The 17,513-nt window shown below is 70.3% G+C and carries 22 protein-coding genes; 11 read left to right on the top strand and 11 right to left on the bottom strand.

Annotated features, from left to right (window positions below; genetic code table 11):
* Positions 1–180 precede the first annotated feature (180 nt).
* On the top strand, positions 181–360 hold the full coding sequence (locus AC1DXK_RS02785) for a hypothetical protein (RefSeq protein WP_457104135.1): 180 nt from the start codon (positions 181–183) through the stop codon (positions 358–360).
* Here the strand turns inward: AC1DXK_RS02785 and trmD are convergent.
* Positions 318–1,061: a tRNA (guanosine(37)-N1)-methyltransferase TrmD gene (trmD, locus tag AC1DXK_RS02780; protein ID WP_457104134.1), complete on the bottom strand. Its 744-nt coding sequence runs from the start codon at positions 1,059–1,061 to the stop codon at positions 318–320. The two genes, AC1DXK_RS02785 and trmD, sit on opposite strands and share 43 nt — an antisense overlap.
* Positions 1,062–1,136: 75 nt before the next feature.
* On the opposite strand from trmD, the gene AC1DXK_RS02775 reads away from it, so the two are divergent.
* Complete coding sequence (locus AC1DXK_RS02775) at positions 1,137–1,856, top strand: class I SAM-dependent methyltransferase (RefSeq protein ID WP_457104133.1); 720 nt, start codon at positions 1,137–1,139, stop codon at positions 1,854–1,856.
* A gap of 37 nt (positions 1,857–1,893) precedes the next feature.
* On the opposite strand, the gene rimM is transcribed toward AC1DXK_RS02775, so the two are convergent.
* From rimM to AC1DXK_RS02750, 5 genes are read right to left on the bottom strand one after another with little or no spacing between them, the layout of a single operon-like run.
* A complete protein-coding gene (gene rimM, locus AC1DXK_RS02770) occupies positions 1,894–2,589 on the bottom strand; it encodes a ribosome maturation factor RimM (RefSeq protein ID WP_477296754.1) in 696 nt (231 codons plus the stop codon).
* Positions 2,590–2,601: 12 nt separating this feature from the next.
* Positions 2,602–2,964 (bottom strand): 30S ribosomal protein S16, encoded by a 363-nt coding sequence (gene rpsP, locus AC1DXK_RS02765; protein WP_457104131.1) that lies wholly within the window; start codon positions 2,962–2,964, stop codon positions 2,602–2,604.
* A 3-nt stretch (positions 2,965–2,967) separates the two neighbouring features.
* Positions 2,968–3,303: a chorismate mutase gene (locus tag AC1DXK_RS02760; protein ID WP_457104130.1), complete on the bottom strand. Its 336-nt coding sequence runs from the start codon at positions 3,301–3,303 to the stop codon at positions 2,968–2,970.
* Complete coding sequence (ffh, locus tag AC1DXK_RS02755; protein WP_457104129.1) at positions 3,300–4,859, bottom strand: signal recognition particle protein; 1,560 nt, start codon at positions 4,857–4,859, stop codon at positions 3,300–3,302. The genes AC1DXK_RS02760 and ffh overlap by 4 nt, the downstream gene beginning before the upstream one ends.
* Positions 4,860–4,877: 18 nt before the next feature.
* Positions 4,878–5,096 (bottom strand): glutathione S-transferase, encoded by a 219-nt coding sequence (locus AC1DXK_RS02750; protein WP_457104128.1) that lies wholly within the window; start codon positions 5,094–5,096, stop codon positions 4,878–4,880.
* 312 nt (positions 5,097–5,408) lie between these two features.
* Here AC1DXK_RS02750 and AC1DXK_RS02745 point away from each other — a divergent pair, with 312 nt between their 5' ends.
* From AC1DXK_RS02745 to AC1DXK_RS02715, 7 genes are all read left to right on the top strand, one after another.
* A complete protein-coding gene (locus AC1DXK_RS02745) occupies positions 5,409–6,038 on the top strand; it encodes an ATPase (RefSeq protein WP_457104127.1) in 630 nt (209 codons plus the stop codon).
* A gap of 330 nt (positions 6,039–6,368) precedes the next feature.
* On the top strand, positions 6,369–7,499 hold the full coding sequence (locus AC1DXK_RS02740; protein ID WP_457104126.1) for a Rieske 2Fe-2S domain-containing protein: 1,131 nt from the start codon (positions 6,369–6,371) through the stop codon (positions 7,497–7,499).
* A 104-nt stretch (positions 7,500–7,603) separates the two neighbouring features.
* On the top strand, positions 7,604–7,840 hold the full coding sequence (locus tag AC1DXK_RS02735; RefSeq protein WP_457104125.1) for a DUF6894 family protein: 237 nt from the start codon (positions 7,604–7,606) through the stop codon (positions 7,838–7,840).
* Positions 7,841–7,926: 86 nt separating this feature from the next.
* A complete protein-coding gene (locus AC1DXK_RS02730) occupies positions 7,927–8,988 on the top strand; it encodes an MBL fold metallo-hydrolase (protein WP_457104124.1) in 1,062 nt (353 codons plus the stop codon).
* A gap of 146 nt (positions 8,989–9,134) precedes the next feature.
* Complete coding sequence (locus AC1DXK_RS02725; RefSeq protein ID WP_457104239.1) at positions 9,135–10,754, top strand: ABC transporter substrate-binding protein; 1,620 nt, start codon at positions 9,135–9,137, stop codon at positions 10,752–10,754.
* Between the two features lie 648 nt (positions 10,755–11,402).
* Entirely contained in the window at positions 11,403–11,816 is a 414-nt protein-coding gene (locus AC1DXK_RS02720; protein ID WP_457104123.1) for a CREC-EF hand family protein, read from the top strand.
* A 514-nt stretch (positions 11,817–12,330) separates the two neighbouring features.
* Positions 12,331–12,570: a hypothetical protein gene (locus tag AC1DXK_RS02715; RefSeq protein ID WP_457104122.1), complete on the top strand. Its 240-nt coding sequence runs from the start codon at positions 12,331–12,333 to the stop codon at positions 12,568–12,570.
* Here the strand turns inward: AC1DXK_RS02715 and pcaD are convergent.
* The 3 genes from pcaD to AC1DXK_RS02700 form a co-directional block, all read right to left on the bottom strand.
* The gene (gene pcaD, locus AC1DXK_RS02710) at positions 12,564–13,376 is read right to left on the bottom strand and encodes a 3-oxoadipate enol-lactonase (RefSeq protein ID WP_457104121.1); all 813 of its coding nucleotides are present in this window, start codon (positions 13,374–13,376) and stop codon (positions 12,564–12,566) included. The two genes, AC1DXK_RS02715 and pcaD, sit on opposite strands and share 7 nt — an antisense overlap.
* Before the next feature lie 89 nt (positions 13,377–13,465).
* Positions 13,466–13,588 (bottom strand): hypothetical protein, encoded by a 123-nt coding sequence (locus AC1DXK_RS02705; protein WP_457104120.1) that lies wholly within the window; start codon positions 13,586–13,588, stop codon positions 13,466–13,468.
* A 71-nt stretch (positions 13,589–13,659) separates the two neighbouring features.
* Positions 13,660–13,929 carry a DUF2061 domain-containing protein gene (locus tag AC1DXK_RS02700; protein WP_457104119.1) on the bottom strand — a complete coding sequence of 90 codons (270 nt, stop codon included), beginning with the start codon at positions 13,927–13,929 and terminating at the stop codon, positions 13,660–13,662.
* Between the two features lie 152 nt (positions 13,930–14,081).
* On the opposite strand from AC1DXK_RS02700, the gene AC1DXK_RS02695 reads away from it, so the two are divergent.
* Complete coding sequence (locus AC1DXK_RS02695; protein WP_457104118.1) at positions 14,082–14,351, top strand: hypothetical protein; 270 nt, start codon at positions 14,082–14,084, stop codon at positions 14,349–14,351.
* Positions 14,352–14,391: 40 nt separating this feature from the next.
* Here AC1DXK_RS02695 and AC1DXK_RS02690 read toward each other — a convergent pair whose 3' ends face one another.
* Entirely contained in the window at positions 14,392–14,775 is a 384-nt protein-coding gene (locus AC1DXK_RS02690) for a hypothetical protein (protein WP_457104117.1), read from the bottom strand.
* Between the two features lie 103 nt (positions 14,776–14,878).
* Here AC1DXK_RS02690 and AC1DXK_RS02685 point away from each other — a divergent pair, with 103 nt between their 5' ends.
* Entirely contained in the window at positions 14,879–15,307 is a 429-nt protein-coding gene (locus AC1DXK_RS02685; protein WP_457104116.1) for a DUF1810 domain-containing protein, read from the top strand.
* Between the two features lie 4 nt (positions 15,308–15,311).
* On the opposite strand, the gene AC1DXK_RS02680 is transcribed toward AC1DXK_RS02685, so the two are convergent.
* The coding region (locus AC1DXK_RS02680) for a PBP1A family penicillin-binding protein (RefSeq protein ID WP_477296747.1) at positions 15,312–17,513 on the bottom strand (2,202 nt) is incomplete at its 5' end.

Raw genomic sequence — 17,513 nt, 5'->3', positions numbered from 1 at the left:
TGGGGAGGAGTTCCCGGATCCGCGCATGCGCCCAAACCGGCCGGCTTGCAAGCGTCTGTCCCGCAAGCAGTCTTCGCCGCTTGACCCTGCCCGGGACAGCCTGTCCGGAGGCCGGGAACAGTCGATTAATCGCGAGCCGTTACCCTTAATGCTGTACCGTGTTGCGTTTGAGGTACGCTTATGACTCTTCCCAGCGCCGCGATATTGGCGGTTTGGTCCGCGTTGCTTGTGGTTATCGGTGCGTTAACGGCCAGCCTCGCCTTCGCGAGCCGACTCGAACGCCCGGTGCCGCAGCCGCTGCTGCTCGACCCGTTGGATTACGATCTCGACGGCCCGGTGATCGATCTGGAGGCCGCCTGATCGGAGGCTCCGGGCAGATCCGGCCGCCGCTCGGCGGTGAGCCGCTCGGCCTCCGCCCGCCGCCAGCGGGCGATGGCGGCATGGTTGCCCCCCGAGAGCACGTCCGGGATCGGCCGCCCCTCCCAGTCGCGGGGCCGGGTGTAGTGGGGGTATTCGAGGAGCCCGCCCTCGAAGCTCTCCTCGACGCCCGATTGTGCCTTGCCCATCACCCCGGGCAGGAGCCTGACGCAGGCGTCGAGCACCGCGAGGGCGGCGATCTCGCCGCCGGAGAGGACGTAGTCGCCGATCGACACCTCCTCCAGGCCGCGCCCGGCGATCACGCGCTCGTCCACACCCTCGAACCGGCCGCAGACGATCAGCACGCCCGCTCCGTTGGCCAGGGCACGGACCCGCGCCTGGCTCAGCGGCCGGCCGCGGGGGGACATCAGCAGCCGGGGACGCGGGTCGTCGTCCCCCGTCGCGGCGTCTATGGCGGCGGCCAGCACGTCGCAGCGCAGCACCATTCCGGCGCCGCCGCCGGCGGGGGTGTCGTCCACCGAGCGGTGACGGCCGAGCCCGTGCTCGCGGATGTTGCGGGCCTCCAGGCTCCAGTCGCCCCGGGCGAGGGCATCGCCCGAGAGCGACAGGCCGAGGGGTCCCGGAAACATCTCCGGGTACAGGGTGAGGATCGTGGCCCGCCAGGGCGTTTCCGCGCGCGTCATGGCGCTTGATCGCGCGCGGGGTGCGGCACGGTCAACGGTGCGGGCACCGTTCGGCCCCGCGGCGGGTTGTCGGCGATGATCCGGCGCGCACTCCTCCTCACCGCCCTGCTGGCGGGACCGGCCCTGGCGGCGGGGTCTCTGTCACCTCCGGGCGCCCCTGCGGGGGCATTCCCGAAACCCGACCGGCCGGTGGCCGAGATCGTGGCACCGCAATGGTCGTCGGAGGCCGCGCGCGACAAGGCCGGCGAATTCGATGCGGTCGCCCGCGGGATGGGCATCGCCCCCGGCGAGACGGTGGCCGATATCGGCGCCGGCAGCGGCTATTACGTGATGCGCCTGAGTCCCCGGGTCGGACCGGGCGGCAGGGTCCTGGCCGAGGACGTCACCCCCGCCTACCTGACGAGCCTGGAACGGCGGGTGACAGGCCTCGGCAACGTCACCGTGGTGCGGGGCCAGCCGCACGACCCACGCCTGCCCCCGGCTTCCGTAGATGCCGCGATCCTCGTGCACATGTACCACGAAATCGCCCAGCCCTTCGGGCTCCTCCACAATCTCGCCCCGGCGATGCGTCCGGGCGGCCGGATCGGCATCGTCGACGCGGACGACATCCCCTCCCGACACGGCACGCCGCCGGCACTCCTGCGCTGCGAGCTGGCCGCTGCGGGCTACCGGGAGACGGGATTCCAGCCCCTGAACGGGGGCGCCTATCTGGCGGTGTTCGCGGCGCCCGCCCCCGAAGACCGACCGAGCCCGTCCTCGATTCGCCCGTGTCGGGACGCCGCGACGCCGCGCTGAGCGGCTCCGATCCCGGAGCGGGATGCCCCGAGCCGCCTCAGCCAGGATCGTCGGCCGGCTTCTCGCCCGCCGGCGCGAAGAAGTCGTCCGGCAGGACCACGGTCACGCGCGCCTGCGCCAGATCCAGGACCGGCACGAACGCTTTGGTGAATGGCAGGAGGGCGGTCGCGCCGCCGGCGGCGGGGCGCAGTTCGAGCAGGTCGCCGCCGCCGTAATTCGGCACCGCGACGACCGTTCCGACGACGGTCCCGGCCTCGTCCACGGCCGTGGCCCCGAGGAGGTCGGCGGCATAGACCTCGTCGTCATCCTCGGGCTTCGCGAGGCGGTCGCGGGGGACGAACAGCGCGACGCGGTTGAGGGCCTCGGCGGCGTTGCGCGCGCTGACGCTGGTCACCCGGGCGATCAGCATGTCGGGCGACGACCCCGGCGCCGTGCGCACCGTCGACAGCGTGACCGTGCGTCCGTCGGAGGTCAGGAGCGGGCCGTAGCCGGCGATCGCCAACGGGTCGGCGGTATAGGATTTCAGCCGGACTTCGCCGTTGAGCCCGTGAGCCCGCCCGAACTCGCCCAGGAGGACGAGGTTCGGGTCGGAGGCCGCGGGTTGCGGTGCCGGCTTCGGGGCCGGCGCCTTGGGCGATGTCGCGGCGTCGGGCGCGATCGCGCCGATCGCCGCATTCAAGCGGCCACGGCGGCCGCCGTCGCGGGGGGAGGGACCTGCGGGGCGGCGCGCCATGATCGAGGCGCCTTACGCGGCGGCGTCCTCGGCGGGCGCGGTGGCCTTCTCGGCCCGCTTGGCGGCGCGCTCCTTGGCCTTCTCGCCGGGCTCGGCCTTCTGCGGGTTGTTGCGGGTCGGGCGCTTGGCGAGGCCGGCCTGATCCAGGAAGCGCAGGACGCGGTCGGTCGGCTGCGCGCCCTTGGCGAGCCAGCCCTGGATCTTCTCGTTGTCGAGCACGATGCGGGCCGGATCGTCCTTGGCCTTCATCGGGTCGTAGGCGCCGACCTTGTCGATGAAGCGGCCGTCGCGCGGGGCGCGGGCATCGGCGACGACGATACGGTAGTAGGGGCGCTTCTTGGCGCCGCCGCGGGTGAGACGGATCTTGAGGGCCATGACTTAGGACTTTCTCTCGGTGTCGGTCGCCGACTCGTGCGTCGCCGCGATCGACTGGTGGTGCCGGATGACCTCCTTGACCACGAAGGCCAGGAACTTCTCGGCGAAATCGGGGTCGAGATTGGCGTCGACCGCGAGCTTGCGGAGCCGGGCGACCTGACGGGCCTCCCGGTCCGGATCGGAAGGGGGGATCCCCTTTCGGGCCTTCAACTCGCCGACCCGCTGCGTGCAGCGGAAACGCTCGGCGAGGAGATGGATCAGCGCCGCATCGAAATTGTCGATGCTGTCGCGCAGGCGTGCCAGTTCGGGATCTACGGCTTGAGCGGAGAGGAGGCTCATTTCTTCTTCCCCGGCATGAACCCGCCGAGACCCGGAAGCTTCGGACCGCCGAGGCCGGGAAGACCCGGCATCTTGGGCATCCCGCCCCCGCCCAGGCCCGGCGGCATCGGAGGCAGCTTGCCGCCGAACTGCTTCTCGAGCTGCGCGATCTGCTCCGGCGTCGGCTCCGGCATGCCGGGGGGAAGGCCGGGCATGCCGCCCATCCCGCCGCCGCCCAGGCCGAACATCGAGCCGAGCGCCTGCCCGATCCCGCGCTTGCCCTGGCCCATCGCCTTCATCATGTCGGCCATGGTCCGGTGCATCTTCAGGAGCTTGTTGATCTCCGAGACGTCGACCCCCGAGCCCGCCGCGATGCGCTTCTTGCGGCTGTTCTTGAGGAGGTCGGGGTTCTTCCGCTCCTGCGGGGTCATCGACGAGATGATCGCCCGCTGGCGCTTGAACATCTTCTCGTCGAGGTTGGCGCCCTCGACCTGCTTCTTGATGGCGCCCATGCCGGGCAGCATGCCCATCAGGCCGCCGATGCCGCCCATCTTCTCCATCTGGCCGAGCTGCATGGACAGGTCTTCGAGATCGAACTTGCCCTTGCGCATCTTCTCCGCGGTGCGGAGCGCCTGCTCGTGGTCGATGGTCTCGGCCGCCTTCTCGACGAGGGAGACGATGTCGCCCATGCCGAGGATGCGGTTGGCCACGCGGGCCGGGTGGAACTCCTCCAGCGCGTCGACCTTCTCGCCGACGCCGACGAGCTTGATCGGCTTGCCGGTGACGGCGCGCATCGACAGGGCCGCGCCGCCGCGGGAATCGCCGTCCATCCGGGTCAGGACGATGCCGGTGACGCCGAGGCGCTCGTCGAAGGCGCGGGCGGTGTTGACCGCGTCCTGGCCGGTCAGCGCGTCGGCGACCAGCAGCACCTCGTGGGGCCGGGTCGCGGCCTTCACCTCGGCGGCCTCGGCCATCAGGGCCTCGTCCACGGTGGTGCGGCCGGCGGTGTCGAGCATGACCACGTCGAAGCCGCCCAGCCGCGCGGCATCCATGGCGCGCTTGGCGATCTGCACCGCCGACTGTCCGGCGATGATCGGCAGGGACTCGACGCCGACCTGCTTCGCCAGGACCGCGAGCTGCTCCATGGCGGCCGGGCGGCGCGTATCGAGGGAGGCGAGCAGGACCTTGCGCTTCTCGCGGTCGGAGAGGCGCCGCGCGATCTTGGCGGTGGTGGTGGTCTTGCCCGAGCCCTGCAGGCCGACCATCAGGATCGGCACCGGGGCGGGGGCGTTGAGGTCGACCGTCTCGGCATCGGTGCCAAGCATCGCCACGAGCTCGTCGTTGACGATCTTCACGACCATCTGGCCGGGCGTCACCGACTTGAGCACGACGGCGCCGACGGCCTTCTCCTTCACCCGGTCGGTGAAGCCGCGGACCACCTCCAGGGCGACGTCGGCCTCCAGCAGGGCACGGCGCACCTCGCGCATGGCGGCGGTGACGTCGGCCTCGGTGAGCGCGCCGCGGCGCGTCAGTCCCGAGAGGATGCCGGAGAGGCGGTCGGACAGGCCTTCGAACATGATTCTGAAGTCCCGCCGTTACTGTTCGAGGCCGGCGCGCTCGACGCGGCGCGCCTGGAGGGCGGCCTCGAAGCTGCGCAGGGCGCTCGCGAACTTGTCCCGGCAATCCGGGTTGCAGAATCCCACCACGGCGCCGTTGTAGAGGGTCAGCGAATCGGCCGAGATCGGCTTGCCCGACCAGGGGCAGGTCTCGTTGATCGCGTCCTCGATGTTCAACGCTTCTTGCTCTCGCGTCATGCGGATGCCTCGCCCGGCGGGTCCCGTCGCCGCGGATCGGCCCAACGCCCATCGCGCCCGAGGGCGCGGACGCGCTGTCGGGCGTTGACCTCCGGCCTCTGGGGACCGGTCGGCTTGGAACGGGTCGATCTGCAACGGATCGGGAGGGCGGGGCGTAGCCGCACCCGGGCGGAAAGTCAATTTTTCGCCGGGGTGCCGGTCCGCTGCGCGAGCCCGAAGCCCGGAATTGGGTCAGCGGGCGGAGTTAACTTTTACCGATCGTTAAGCATGTTGGGATTGTCTTCGGTCCGTATTCGCTCAGGACGCCCGCCGATGTCGGAACCCGCCCGCTCTCTCACGCCGCCGGAGTCCGGCAACTTTCCTGCGACCGGTCCGCTGCGCGACTGGCTTGCGGCGATGAAGGCCCAGGCGCCGTCGGAGCTGCGCGTCGAGGCGCGGCCCGAGGAGCCCCTGCCGGAACCCAAGCGGGTTCGCGCCGGCGACGCGGCGTGGTCGCCCCGGGTCGTGCAGCCGGCCGAGGCGCCCCGGGCTGCGATCGAGGATCCCGACATCGCCGAGCTGATGGCCGAGAACCTGATGCTCAAGGCCAAGCTCCGGGTCGAGGCCGAGCGCCAGGACGAGCTGCAGGCAATTCTTGCGGATGAGATCCGAATCCTCCGCGAGCACATCCGGGAGGAGATCGGCTCGCTCGAGGATCTGCGGGCCGAGCAGGAGGAGATCCGCATCGAGCGCGACGAGTTCCGCGGCGAGCGGGAGCGGTTCCGGATCGAGCGCGAGGAGATGCGGGCCGAGCGCGACCGGGCGGTCGCAGAGCGCGATGCGCTGCGGTCCGAGCGGCTCGCTCTGGCGGGCGAGCGCGACGTCCTGCGCGAGGAGCGTGACCTGTGGCGCGCCCGGACGGAGGCGCTGGCCCAACCGCTGTTCCAGGCCCAGCGTCGCTGACGGCCGGCCGAAACCGCACCCTGAAATGCCGAAGGGCCACCCGAGAGGGTGGCCCTTCCATTGCCGAACCGTGTCGTCCGGCGGAACCGTCCCGAGATCGGGTCTCTGACGCGTCTTAGAGCGACGCGCCGGAGGCGACGGTCCAGGTCCGATGAGCCGAGACACACGGCTGATGACAATGAGACACTGGATCACCTCCTTTCGTTGGTTGCGGATGACGCGAAGGTAGGTGGCCGCGCCGGGCTTGTGAAGTCCCGGGCCTGCGCCCGTTTGTCCTCCCCCGGCCGGCGCTTTCCCGCTCCTTCCCCGGGGCGTATGACGGGCGTCCCGATGGCAGCCCGAACCGCCTTGACCGCGTCCCTCGCCGATCCGCCGCCTGTCGCCGACGAGGCCGCCCTCGACCCCGATGCGATGCGCCAGCCCCTGGGCAATGCATGGTACTGCGTGGGGCAGTCCCGAAGCCTCGGCCGGTCGGGGGGCCGGCTGGCCGGGACGTCGGGCCTGCGGGCCGTGGCCCTGAACGGGGAGCAGATCGTGCTGGGCCGCGCCCCCGACGGCACGCCCTTCGCGTTGCGCGACCGCTGTCCCCACCGCGGCATGGCCCTGTCGAAGGGCCGCTTCGACGGGGACACGCTCATGTGCCCGTTCCACGGCTGGCGCTTCGGCACCGACGGACGCTGTCGCGACGTGCCGACCCTGTCGGAGCACGATGTCGCCGACTTCTCCCGCATCCAGGTCCAGCGCTTTCCCGTTCGCGAGAGCGCCGGCTTCCTCTGGGTGAACCCGCATCTGGGCTCCGCCGCCGGAGATGTGCCGGCGGTTCCGGAGCTGGATTTCGAGCCGGCCGGGTCCCTCGTCGTCGAACTGGAGGTCGAGGCCTCCTTCGACCTCACGACCCTGAGCCTCGTCGATCCCGGTCACGTCGCCTTCGTCCACGATTCCTGGTGGTTCCGCCCCTCGAAGCAGCTCCGCGAGAAGGTGAAGACCTTTCAGCCGGTGCCGCACGGCTTCGTCATGACGAGCCACGCGACCACGACGAGTTCGCCGGTCTACCGGCTGCTCGGCGGGGTGCCCGAGGTCGAGATCGAGTTCCGCCTGCCGGGGGTGCGCCTGGAGCGCATCCGCGCGGGGGAGAAGTGTGTGGCGAACTACACCTTCGCGACGCCGCTGACGCCGGATCGGACGCTGCTCACGAACGTCCTCTACTGGAGCATGCCGGTCCTGAACCTGCTCAAGCCGATCGCGCGTCCGCTGATGCGCCAGTTCCTGACCCAGGACCAGCAGGTGCTCCAGCACGCCCAGGATGGGCTCGACCGCAAGCCCACCATGGTCCTGTTCGGCCAGGGTGACCTGCCGTCGCAATGGTATTTCCGGCTCAAGCGCGAGGCGCTCGAATCGGCCCGCGACCGGCGTCCCTTTGCCAATCCGCTGGAGCGCCGCGAGCTGCGCTGGCGCTCCTGACCGGAGGCCCGGCGTCACCCTCGGACGCCGAATGTAAGACGTTATTAACCATAGCGAGACCAATCTTCCCGGCAGATTACTTCTCCTTGAGACGCTTCGCGCCGATGCCTCGCTTCTTCATCGACCTGCACGACGGCTCACAGCCGATCCACGATGAGGTCGGGTTCGACCTGCCGGACCTGCCGGCGGCCCGCGCCAAGGTGACCCGGATCATGTCGGCGATCGCCCGCGACATGCTGCCGGATGTCGAGCGGCAGGATTACGTCGCCTGCGTCCGCAACGGAGTCGGCAAGGTGGTCTACCGGGCGCGCCTGTCGCTCGCCGCCGAGCTGGTCGAATAAGCCCGACCGCGTCCCGGCACGCCTGAGGCGCCCCGCCGCGCCGCCCGGGCGCTTGACCGGGACGCGCTTCCTGCCATCTCCGGTCCATGAAACGGCGCAGCCTGCTCACGGTCGCGAGTGCGGCCACGGTGATGACGCTCGGCGGAGTCGGCTATGCCGCGCATCGGCGCGGCCGAAATCCCTATTACCGCGGGCCGACCTCCGATCATTTCGACGGCCTGCGCTTCTTCCTGCCGGATCAGGCCACCGACAAGTCGCTGCCTGACGTGCTGCGCTGGCAGGCCAAGCGGCAGCGCGAAACCTGGCCGAAGAGCGTTCCCAGCCCCTATCCGGCCGATCGTCCGCCCGAGCGCGTCGCCGGCCTGAGGGTCGTGCTGATCGGCCATGCGAGCTACCTCGTGCAGGTCGCCGGCCGCAACATCCTCATCGATCCGGTCTTCGCCAAGCGCGCGAGCCCGGTCCGCTTCGCCGGTCCCAAGCGCGTCAACCCGCCGGGCATCGCCTTCGCCGACCTGCCCCCGATCGATGCGGTCCTGATCACCCACAATCACTACGACCATCTCGACGGGCCGAGCCTTGCCCGGATCTGGCAGGCGCACCAGCCGCTGATCGTCGCGCCGCTCGGCAACGACGCGATCCTGCGCGGCTACGACGACACGATGCACGTGGAGACCCGCGACTGGGGGCAGTCGGTCGATCTCGGCGACGGCCTGCAGGTCCACCTGACGCCGGCGAACCACTGGTCGGCGCGGGGCGTCAACGACCGGCGGATGGCGCTGTGGTGCGCCTTCGTGATCACCTCGCCCCGCGGCGTGCACTACCATGTGGGCGACACCGGCTTCGGCGATGGCGCGCTCTTCCGCGACATCCGAGCCCGTTTCGGCCCGCCCCGGCTCGCGACCCTGCCGATTGGCGCCTATGAGCCGCGCTGGTTCATGCAGGCGCAGCATGTGAACCCGGACGAGGCGGTGGCCGCCTTCGCGCTGCTCGGCGGCGAGCAGGCCCTCGGGCACCATTGGGGCACGTTTCAGCTCACCGACGAGGGCGTCGAGCGTCCCGCGGAGGCGCTGTCGGCCGCGCTCTTCGACGCCGATATCCCGGCCGAACGGTTCGTGGCCCTGAGGCCCGGCCAGGTCTGGCAGGCGTGAACGCCCCGGCCGCCGGGCTCCGGCGGTTGGGCACGATGCGTGCATCATACTGTATGCAGCATGAGGTCACGGCCCGGGCAGCGCCGCGGCGCGCCTGAGGGCGAGGGCGCTCCGTGCAGCGCATCCGCTTTCAGCCGAGAGACATGATGGACCCGATCAAGCCGACACGCCGCTCACTGATGGCCGGGGGCGTCGCCCTGGCCGCGTTCGGGGCGGCGGGCCGGGCCGGCGCGCAGGGCGCGGCCCCCGGCACCCTGACCTACGGCATCTCGATGACCGATCTGCCGCTCACCACAGGCCAGCCGGACCGGGGCGCGGGCGGATACCAATTCACCGGCCTGACCCTCTACGATCCCCTGGTCGCCTGGGAACTTGATGTCTCGGACCGGCCTGGCAAGATGGTGCCCGGTCTCGCCACCGCCTGGGAAGCCGATCCGGCCGATCCGAAGGTCTGGACGTTCCACCTGCGGGAGGGCGTGGCCTTCCACGACGGCTCGGCCTTCGATGCCGACGCGGTGATCTGGAACTTCGACAAGGTGCTGAACAAGGAGGCACCGCATTTCGACCAGCGGCAGGCGGCTCAGGTCCGCCCCCGCCTGCCCGGGGTCGCGAGCTACCGGAAGCTCGACGCCAAGACCATCCAGGTCATCACGAAAAGCCCGGACAGCCTGTTCCCCTACCAGATGCTCTGGTTCCTGATCTCCTCGCCGGCGCAGTACGAGAAAGTCGGCAAGGACTGGGCGAAGTTCGCTTTCGAGCCCTCGGGGACGGGGCCGTTCCGGATGGGACAGCTGGTGCCGCGGGTGCGCCTCGAATTGCTGCCGAACGCCGGTTACTGGAACCCGAAACGCGTCCCGAAGCTCGCGAAGCTGACCCTCACCTGCGTGCCGGAGGATCTCGCCCGGGTGAACGCGCTCCTGTCGGGCAGCGTCGACCTGATCGAGGCGCCGGCGCCCGATGCGGTCCCGCGCCTGAAGGCCGCGGGCATGCGGGTCGTGGGCAACGACACGCCCCATGTCTGGAACTACCACCTGTCGATGCTGGAGGGGTCGCCCTGGCGCGACCTGCGCCTGCGCAAGGCCGCCAACCTCGCCATCGACCGCGCGGGCGTCGTCGAGCTGATGGGCGGCCTCGCGCAGCCGGCGGTTGGGCAGGTCCAGGAATCGAGTCCGTGGTTCGGTAAGCCGGGCTTCAAGATCAAGACCGACGTCGACGCGGCGCGCAAGCTCGTCGAGGAGGCCGGCTTCTCGGTGAAGAACCCCGTGAAGGCTACGATCCTGATCCCGACCGGCGGCACCGGGCAAATGCTGTCGCTGCCGATCAACGAATTCGTGCAGCAGAGCCTGGCGGAGGTCGGCATCCAGGTCGAGTTCAAGACCGTCGAACTGGAAGTGGCCTACACGGCGTGGCGCCAGGGCGCCGCGGATCCGAGCCTCAAGGGCGTGAGCGCCGGCAACATTGCCTATGTCACCTCCGACCCGTTCTACGCGATCCTGCGCTTCTACGATTCGCGGCAGATCGCACCGAACGGGGTGAATTGGAGCCACTACCGCAATCCCGAGGTCGATGCCCTCTGCGACAAGGTGAAGGCGAGCCTCGACGTGACGGAACAGAACAAGCTGCTGGCCCGCATCCACGAGATCGTCGTCGACGACGCCGTGCAGGTCTGGGTGGTCCACGACACCAACCCGCATGCCCTGTCGCCGCGGGTGAAGAACTATGTCCAGGCACAGCACTGGTTTCAGGATCTGGCGACGCTGGCCTGATCCGCTCGGACCCGTCTCGCCCGGAAGTGGGAGACGGACGGGTGAACAAGATGATCGCGAAGACCCGGCCGGGTCTTCGCGCAGGACGGCGAGTCCCGGGCAGCCGGCCAACCGACGCCGTGCGGGCCGCCGATCTTTCCGACGTCCCCCGGGGCCGCCTCCATTGCGATTGCTGCACCGCAGCGAATCGCGTTCGGTCCAGACGGCCAGAGTGCGGGCCTCCGAACCCGCGGCGAGGACGCAGTCCGACGCCGTGGATGCCAGCCTTTCGAACCGATGTGCGGCGTCGCAAGGAGTTGAAGCCACCGACTTGGTATGATCAGGCGGCGCTTGGACACGCTTCCGACGTCCTGCGCGTCGTGTGTCGGCCGGATCTCGCCCGATGATGCCGGTTGGAATTCCTGCCTGCGTGATTCGATGACGACCGCCGATCCATGTGCTGGTGTGGCTTCCGAAAGGCTATCGACGCGCCGTTCGCCCTCCGCCGACAGGGGTACCACCAGCGTCACCGGCCGAGCCCGGTCACCCCGCCCCTGACGCGACAGCCCCAGGACGCACCGAGCCGCCCGCATCGGCTCATTTCGCACTTGCAGCACGCCACCTCGATGACTAGGAAGTTCGGGCAGCATTTTTTAGGAGCATTTGGCAATGACCCTTCGTTTCATCAGTGGGTTCGCGGCAGTGACCCTGGCGGTGTGCGGCCTGTCTGTCCCGGCCGCCCTGGCCAAGCCGGCAAGCGGCACCAGCGCCGTCAAGATGATCGACACCGACAACGACGGCACCGTCGACCTGAAGGAAGTAGAGGCGGTTGCCTCCGCGACCTTCGACCGGCTGGAGAAGGATGCCGACGGCACCCTCGATACCCGCGAGCTGAAAGGTCGCCTCAGCCAGGCTGGTGTGAAGCAGGCCGATCCGGACAGCGACGGCACCCTCGACAAGAAGGAATACCTCGCGGCTGTCGGCGAGCGCTTCAAGCTGGCCGATCCGGACGGCGACGGCACGCTGGATGCCAAGGAGCTGAACTCGAAGGCCGGCAAGTCGCTGCTCGCCCTCATCAAGTAAACCCGACCCGGCGGTCCGTAGGAGCGCGAACGAGCAAGGCCCCCGCGACAACATCGCGGGGGCCTTGTTGCGTATCCGGCGGTCCTCCAGCTCCTCTACAGGCTGCAGATTTCTGGACGCTGCATCTAAAAGTTGAATTTTGATCGCGTCTCGAGCCTGACGGTCCAGGCGTGATCGTTGCCACGCCCCCGTCGCTGCCTTGGCGTGTGGCTTAGGATGGCGACGTCGTGGGGCACCCGACTTCTCGGGCGCCTGTCAGCCGAAATTCACCTGTGTGACGCGCGCTTGGCGGAAGGTCGGGCGTGGTGAACAGGGCGCGAGCTGCGACGCTCGACCGCTCATTCGGGACGTGCTGACGCAGTTGACGGTCCGCAACCTGTGGGTGCAACCTGAGGGAGGTTGAGGGACCGACACGATGCGCAATAACCGATCCGGGGACGGAGCGAATACGATTCAACCGGCAGGTACGAGCGCCATCACCGATGCGTCGCGGGAGACTGGGGCGGGACGGCCGGTGGGTGACGGGCACGGGGCGACGGTCGGTGCCGAGAGCGACGCTCAGGCCGTCGATCCGGATCCCGGTTCGGCGGATCTGCTCGGTGAGATCGGCGACAGTCTGCTGATCGCCTATGGCCTCGCGGCGAAGGACGGTGACCCGCTGACCCTCGCCCTCATCGGCAAGGCCCTGTTGCACACCGGGCGGAGACTGGCGCGCGGGATGTCGCCCGCCGAGGCCGGCATACCCTGTCACTGACGCGTCGGCCGCGCCTCCAGCGCAGCCCGGTCCAGGAAGGCGCGCAGATACCGGCCGACGGCTTCGGCGCGCTCCACGGCCAGCAGATGCGCGGCGCGGGGCAGGACGAGGAGTTCGGCCTGGGCGATGCCGCCGCAGATCTCCTCTGCCATGGCCGGGGGCGTCGAGGGATCGTCGCGGCCGGCGATCACCAGGGTCGGGGCTGCGATGGCAGGCAGGGCCGGCCGTAGATCCATGCGCCCGATCGCGCCGCAGCTCACCGCGTAGCCGACCGGATCGCAGGCGATGAACCGCTCGCGGACGGCCTGGATCGCCGCGGGATTGTTCCGCGCGAAATCCGCCGTGAACCAGCGCCCCAGCGTCGCCTCGACCACGGCCGCGGTCCCCTGAGCGCGGACGGTCGCGGCGCGCTCGTTCCAGCTCTGCGCGCTCGGCATGTAGGCGGCCGTCGCCATCAGAGTCGCGCTGAGCGCGCGACCGGGTTCGGCGCTCGCAAGAGCCTGCACGGTCATGCCGCCCAGCGAGAGACCGACCAGGTGGGCGCGGCCGATTCCGAGGGCGTCGAGCAGGCCCGCGAGGTCTCGGGCCAGGTCCACCACCTCCGTCGGCCGGTCGCGGGTCTCGGAGCCGCCATGGCCGCGCGTGTCGTAGCGCAGCGTGCGGAAGTGCCCGGCGAGCGCGGGGAGAACCCCATCCCACATCTCCAGGGTCGCACCCAGGGAGTTCGAGAACGCGACCACGGGTGCGTCCCCGGGGCCTTCGAGGAGATAGCGGAACCCGATTCCCCCGACATCGATCTGTGGCATGCTGTTCACTCCGGTCCGTGGCTTTCAGGGGTGGGACGCCGGCAGGAAGCAGGTGCCGGCGCGAGTGGGTCTGCGCCAGCGCGTGATCATCACGCGCTCAAACAGGCCGGCCGTCCCGACAGGATCGGCGCCTGCATCCTCGAACTCGGCCCGCTTCGCGCGCCGGATGTCTTGGAGGTGCGCTTGTCGAAGGTTTCGATGATGGAGGGCATCGCGAACTCCCCGACGGCTTCGTCGCTCACGCGCGGCCCAGGGATATGAAGCCCCATCCGCGCTCGTGCAGCTAGTACAGAAGCGTCTTCGTCGCAGTCTCGGTCGAGGCGATCGAGCCGGCGATCAGGACGGTCCCTGTGAATAGATAGGACAGCAGCGTGTCGAGACTTCCGACGACGCGCAAGCTCACGGCTTTGGCGATCGAGCGGACGCGATACTCCCCGGGCGGCGGTCGGCTGTTTCCCGGGGATGGGGCGGCGATGGGCTGACATATCGTCGGCGTGCAGGCGGCCTCCCTCAGATCCATCCGAGACAAACGCGCGGCGGCGCGACCGGTCATGGCCGTCTCGCTGCCTCCGCCCCACCCCGGGATGACGATGCCGCGAGCCGTCCGGCATGGGCGCGGATCGGCGCGCCGGGTCCAACATGGGTCAATGCGCGCGCCGATGAAGCGCTCGACAACGGCGGCTGCAAATCAGGAGGGTACGAGCGATGCACGAACCTTCGATCGACAACGCCGAAATCCGCCCGGCGGAATTCTGGGAGTCGGTTGCCGGGCTGGTGACCGCCAAGGTCGAGCCGGTGATCGGCCGCGGCGACAGGGAGCGGCGCCCGGTGATCGATTACCTGCGCGACCTGGAAGCCCTCGCGCGCCGCGAGTGCGGCAGCCGCGAGACCGTCCAGATCATCGCCTCGGGACGGCGGCTTCTCGGCGACCGCAGTGAGATCGGACCGTCGGATGGTCCGCTCTTGCACGCCTGAGCACGGAAGGCCGGGGCCGAACCCGGCTCGTCCGCACGCTTCAGGGCGGCCCGGGTCTCAGCACCCGAACGGTGGCGGCGCGCGCCGTTCGCGACCGGAACAGGAAGATCAGGCTCGCGACCGCCCAGGCCGCACAGGTCGGGGCCACCCATTGCTGCAGGTTGGGCAGCGACCACCCGTACAGGAACTCGGCGCCGAGATGCGCCTGCACGGCATCCCAGCCGGCATGCTTGATGTCATGCTCCCGCTGGCCGGCCTCGCGGCCGTAATAATAGGTCGACACGACCAGGGCCGCGATACCTTCCGGGCGGGGGCTGCGCAGGAGGATCAGCGCGGCCGCCATGCCGACGGTCTCGAGGATCGCCGTCATGGCATGGCTCATCGCCGGATTCGCGACCATGAAGGCGACGAGCGTTCCGAGCATGGGCGGCGTTTACACCAATCCGGACGCTGCGTCTGCGGCGGCCCGCCCCGGGGGCCGGCGGAGCGCTATCGAGGAAGCGGGACCGGACGATCGGAGCAGCACCATGACCGACGCCTACGACCTCGGACGCTTCGTCGCCGCGCAGGACGGGGTCTACGACCGCGCCCTGGTGGAGCTGAAGGCTGGCGCGAAACGCAGCCACTGGATGTGGTTCGTCTTTCCGCAGATCGCCGGGCTGGGCGCGAGCCCGATGGCGCAGCGTTACGCGATCGGATCCCTGGGGGAGGCCGAGGCCTATGCGGCGCATCCGGTGCTGGGCGCGCGCCTGCGTGCCTGCACGGCGGCGGTCAACGCCGTCGCGGGGCGGTCGGCCCACGCGATCTTCGGATCGCCCGACGACCTGAAGTTCCGCTCCAGCATGACGCTGTTCGCCCGCGCCGTGCCCGGGGAGCCGCTCTTCGCCGAAGCGCTGGCACGCTACTTCGACGGCGCCCCCGATCCGCGGACGCTGGCGAAGCTCGGGGCGGCCTAGCGGCTCACCGCCCCCACAGGCCGACGCGCTCCGCGCGGGCCTGCTCCTCCGCGCCGAGGAGGTCCGGCGGCGCATCCTCCGACGCCCGCGCCCCGCCCGCCGCCAGGATCAGCCCGGCGAGATCGTCGCCCTCGATGCGGCATCGGGCCGTCGCCCCGTCGGCGATCCCCGTGCAGACCACCTCGCGGCGGCGCAGGTAGCTGGCGAGCTGGCGGGCGAGATGCCCGCGCTCACCGACGACGCCGAGAAGGTGGACGACGCGCCCGCGCAGGTTCAGCGTGCCGGTGTCGATCACATCCGGCACGCCGCGGATCTCGCCGGCCGCGACGGGCTCCGCCGCGGGCGTTGGCGCCCGGGCCGGCTCGGCCCGCTCCGCCGAGGGGCGGGGCTTGCCCTTCGCGAGCTTCTCCGCGGCGCGCTGGACGAAGTCGTGGAAGATCCCGGCCGGCATCTCCCCGCCGAACATGCGGTTCATCGGGCTGTCGTCGTCGTTGCCGACCCAGATTCCGACCACGAGGTCGGGGGTCATCCCGACGAACCATGCATCGCGAAAATCCTGGCTCGTCCCGGTCTTGCCGCCGATGATCTGGACCGGCACCCGCGCGGCGCGGCCGGTGCCGGATTCCACCACCGCCTGCAGCGAATCGAGCATCATGGTGCGCGGCCCCTGCGCCAGCGTCGAGCCCGGCGCCGGGTCCGTGCGGACGTAGAGCGGCTGCGGCGCCCCGCCCCGGATCGCCTGGATTCCGTAGGCCTGGAGCGGGGTTCGCCCGGACAGGACCGAGCCGTAGGCACGGGTCATCTCCAAGAGGCTGACCGCGCCGGAGCCGAGGACGAGGCTCGGCACGTTCGGCAGGTCCGACTGGATCCCGAGCCTGCGCGCGGTGGCGATCACCGCCGGAATACCGACTTCCTGTCCGAGCTGGGCGGCGACCGTGTTGATCGAGAGCGCGAAGGCGGTCCGCAGGGGCACCGAGCCGCGGTAGCGCCCGTCGTCGTTCTCGGGCTCCCATTCGCCGATCTGGACCGGGCGATCGACGAGCACCGAGTCCGGCGTGTAACCCTTCTCGTAGGCGGTCAGGTAAACGAGGAGCTTGAACAGCGAGCCGGGTTGCCGCTTGGCCTGGACGGCGCGGTTGAACTGGCTGTCCTCGTAGTCGCGGCCGCCCACCATGGCGAGGATCGCCCCCTCCTTCGACAGGACCACCATGGCGGCCTGGCCGACCTTGCGGCGGGCGCCGTCCTTGTCGAGGCGGCGGGCGACGACACCCTCGGCGAGGCTCTGCAGGTCGAGGTTGAGGGTCGAGCGCACCGTCATGTCGCCGTCGGTGCCGGCGAGGCGCTTCACGTCACCCGCGATCACGTCGAGGAAGTAGTTGGTGCCGGGCGGCGCCTCAGGGGGTGATTTCAGGGTCACGCTCTGCTTGCGCGCCGCATCCGCCTCGGTCTGCGTGATCGCGCCGGACTCGACCATGGCCTGGAGCACCACATCGGCCCGCTCCTTGGCGCCGCCGAGGTTGCGCGTCGGGGCGAGCTGCGAGGGCGCCCGCACCAGCCCGGCGAGCATCGCCGATTCCGGCAGGTTCAGGGCCTTGGCCGGCTTGCCGAAATAGCGTCGCGCCGCCGCGTCGGCCCCGTAGGCGCCGGCGCCGAAATAGGCGGAATCGAGGTAGCCGAGCAGGATCGCGTCCTTGCTCATGGTCGATTCGACCCGCAGCGCCAGGATGGCCTCCTGCACCTTGCGCCAGAGCGTCTTCTCCTGGTTGAGGGAGATCAGCCGGACATATTGCTGGGTGATCGTCGAGCCGCCCTCGCGCACGCCGCCGCCGCGGAAATTGCGCCACGCCGCCCGGACGAGGCCGCGGAGGTCGATGCCCCAGTGGCTGTAGAAGCGCCGGTCCTCGATCGCCACGATCGCCTGGGCGAGGTGCGGCGGCAGGTCGGCGGCGGTGAGCTTCTGGCCGCGGAAGCTGCCGCGGGTGGCGAAGACCCGGCCGTCATCGGCCTCCACGGTGATCGCCCGCTGGCCGGTCTCGACCACGGCGCCGCCGAGCGGCGGCAGGGTCACGAGCGCGGCGATCAGGAACAGCGCGAGCGCCAGGACCGGCAGCAGGATCACGGCGCCGGCGACGAGAAGGGCGGGGCGCCGCCCGAGGCGAGCGAGGGCCGGCGGCCGCCAGCGACGCCGCACCCGCGGCTCGACGGC

This window comes from Methylobacterium sp. P3_A11 (assembly GCF_056403155.1).
The sequence above is the reverse complement of the archived record's forward strand: the minus strand, read 5'-3'. Positions and strand labels throughout refer to the sequence as shown.

Bases quoted from the DNA above. Each gene is read 5' to 3' on its own strand.
- rimM (WP_477296754.1), bottom strand. From the start codon at position 2,589: ATGGCGCGCCGCCCCGCAGGTCCCTCCCCCCGCGACGGCGGCCGCCGT.
- AC1DXK_RS02690 (WP_457104117.1), bottom strand. From the start codon at position 14,775: ATGCTCGGAACGCTCGTCGCCTTCATGGTCGCGAATCCGGCGATGAGC.
- AC1DXK_RS02725 (WP_457104239.1), top strand. From the start codon at position 9,135: ATGGACCCGATCAAGCCGACACGCCGCTCACTGATGGCCGGGGGCGTC.
- AC1DXK_RS02685 (WP_457104116.1), top strand. From the start codon at position 14,879: ATGACCGACGCCTACGACCTCGGACGCTTCGTCGCCGCGCAGGACGGG.
- AC1DXK_RS02745 (WP_457104127.1), top strand. From the start codon at position 5,409: ATGTCGGAACCCGCCCGCTCTCTCACGCCGCCGGAGTCCGGCAACTTT.
- AC1DXK_RS02750 (WP_457104128.1), bottom strand. From the start codon at position 5,096: ATGACGCGAGAGCAAGAAGCGTTGAACATCGAGGACGCGATCAACGAG.
- AC1DXK_RS02730 (WP_457104124.1), top strand. From the start codon at position 7,927: ATGAAACGGCGCAGCCTGCTCACGGTCGCGAGTGCGGCCACGGTGATG.
- pcaD (WP_457104121.1), bottom strand. From the start codon at position 13,376: ATGCCACAGATCGATGTCGGGGGAATCGGGTTCCGCTATCTCCTCGAA.
- AC1DXK_RS02740 (WP_457104126.1), top strand. From the start codon at position 6,369: ATGGCAGCCCGAACCGCCTTGACCGCGTCCCTCGCCGATCCGCCGCCT.
- ffh (WP_457104129.1), bottom strand. From the start codon at position 4,859: ATGTTCGAAGGCCTGTCCGACCGCCTCTCCGGCATCCTCTCGGGACTG.
- AC1DXK_RS02735 (WP_457104125.1), top strand. From the start codon at position 7,604: ATGCCTCGCTTCTTCATCGACCTGCACGACGGCTCACAGCCGATCCAC.
- AC1DXK_RS02695 (WP_457104118.1), top strand. From the start codon at position 14,082: ATGCACGAACCTTCGATCGACAACGCCGAAATCCGCCCGGCGGAATTC.
- AC1DXK_RS02720 (WP_457104123.1), top strand. From the start codon at position 11,403: ATGACCCTTCGTTTCATCAGTGGGTTCGCGGCAGTGACCCTGGCGGTG.
- AC1DXK_RS02705 (WP_457104120.1), bottom strand. From the start codon at position 13,588: ATGCCCTCCATCATCGAAACCTTCGACAAGCGCACCTCCAAGACATCC.
- rpsP (WP_457104131.1), bottom strand. From the start codon at position 2,964: ATGGCCCTCAAGATCCGTCTCACCCGCGGCGGCGCCAAGAAGCGCCCC.
- AC1DXK_RS02700 (WP_457104119.1), bottom strand. From the start codon at position 13,929: ATGACCGGTCGCGCCGCCGCGCGTTTGTCTCGGATGGATCTGAGGGAG.
- AC1DXK_RS02785 (WP_457104135.1), top strand. From the start codon at position 181: ATGACTCTTCCCAGCGCCGCGATATTGGCGGTTTGGTCCGCGTTGCTT.
- AC1DXK_RS02760 (WP_457104130.1), bottom strand. From the start codon at position 3,303: ATGAGCCTCCTCTCCGCTCAAGCCGTAGATCCCGAACTGGCACGCCTG.
- AC1DXK_RS02775 (WP_457104133.1), top strand. From the start codon at position 1,137: ATGATCCGGCGCGCACTCCTCCTCACCGCCCTGCTGGCGGGACCGGCC.
- trmD (WP_457104134.1), bottom strand. From the start codon at position 1,061: ATGACGCGCGCGGAAACGCCCTGGCGGGCCACGATCCTCACCCTGTAC.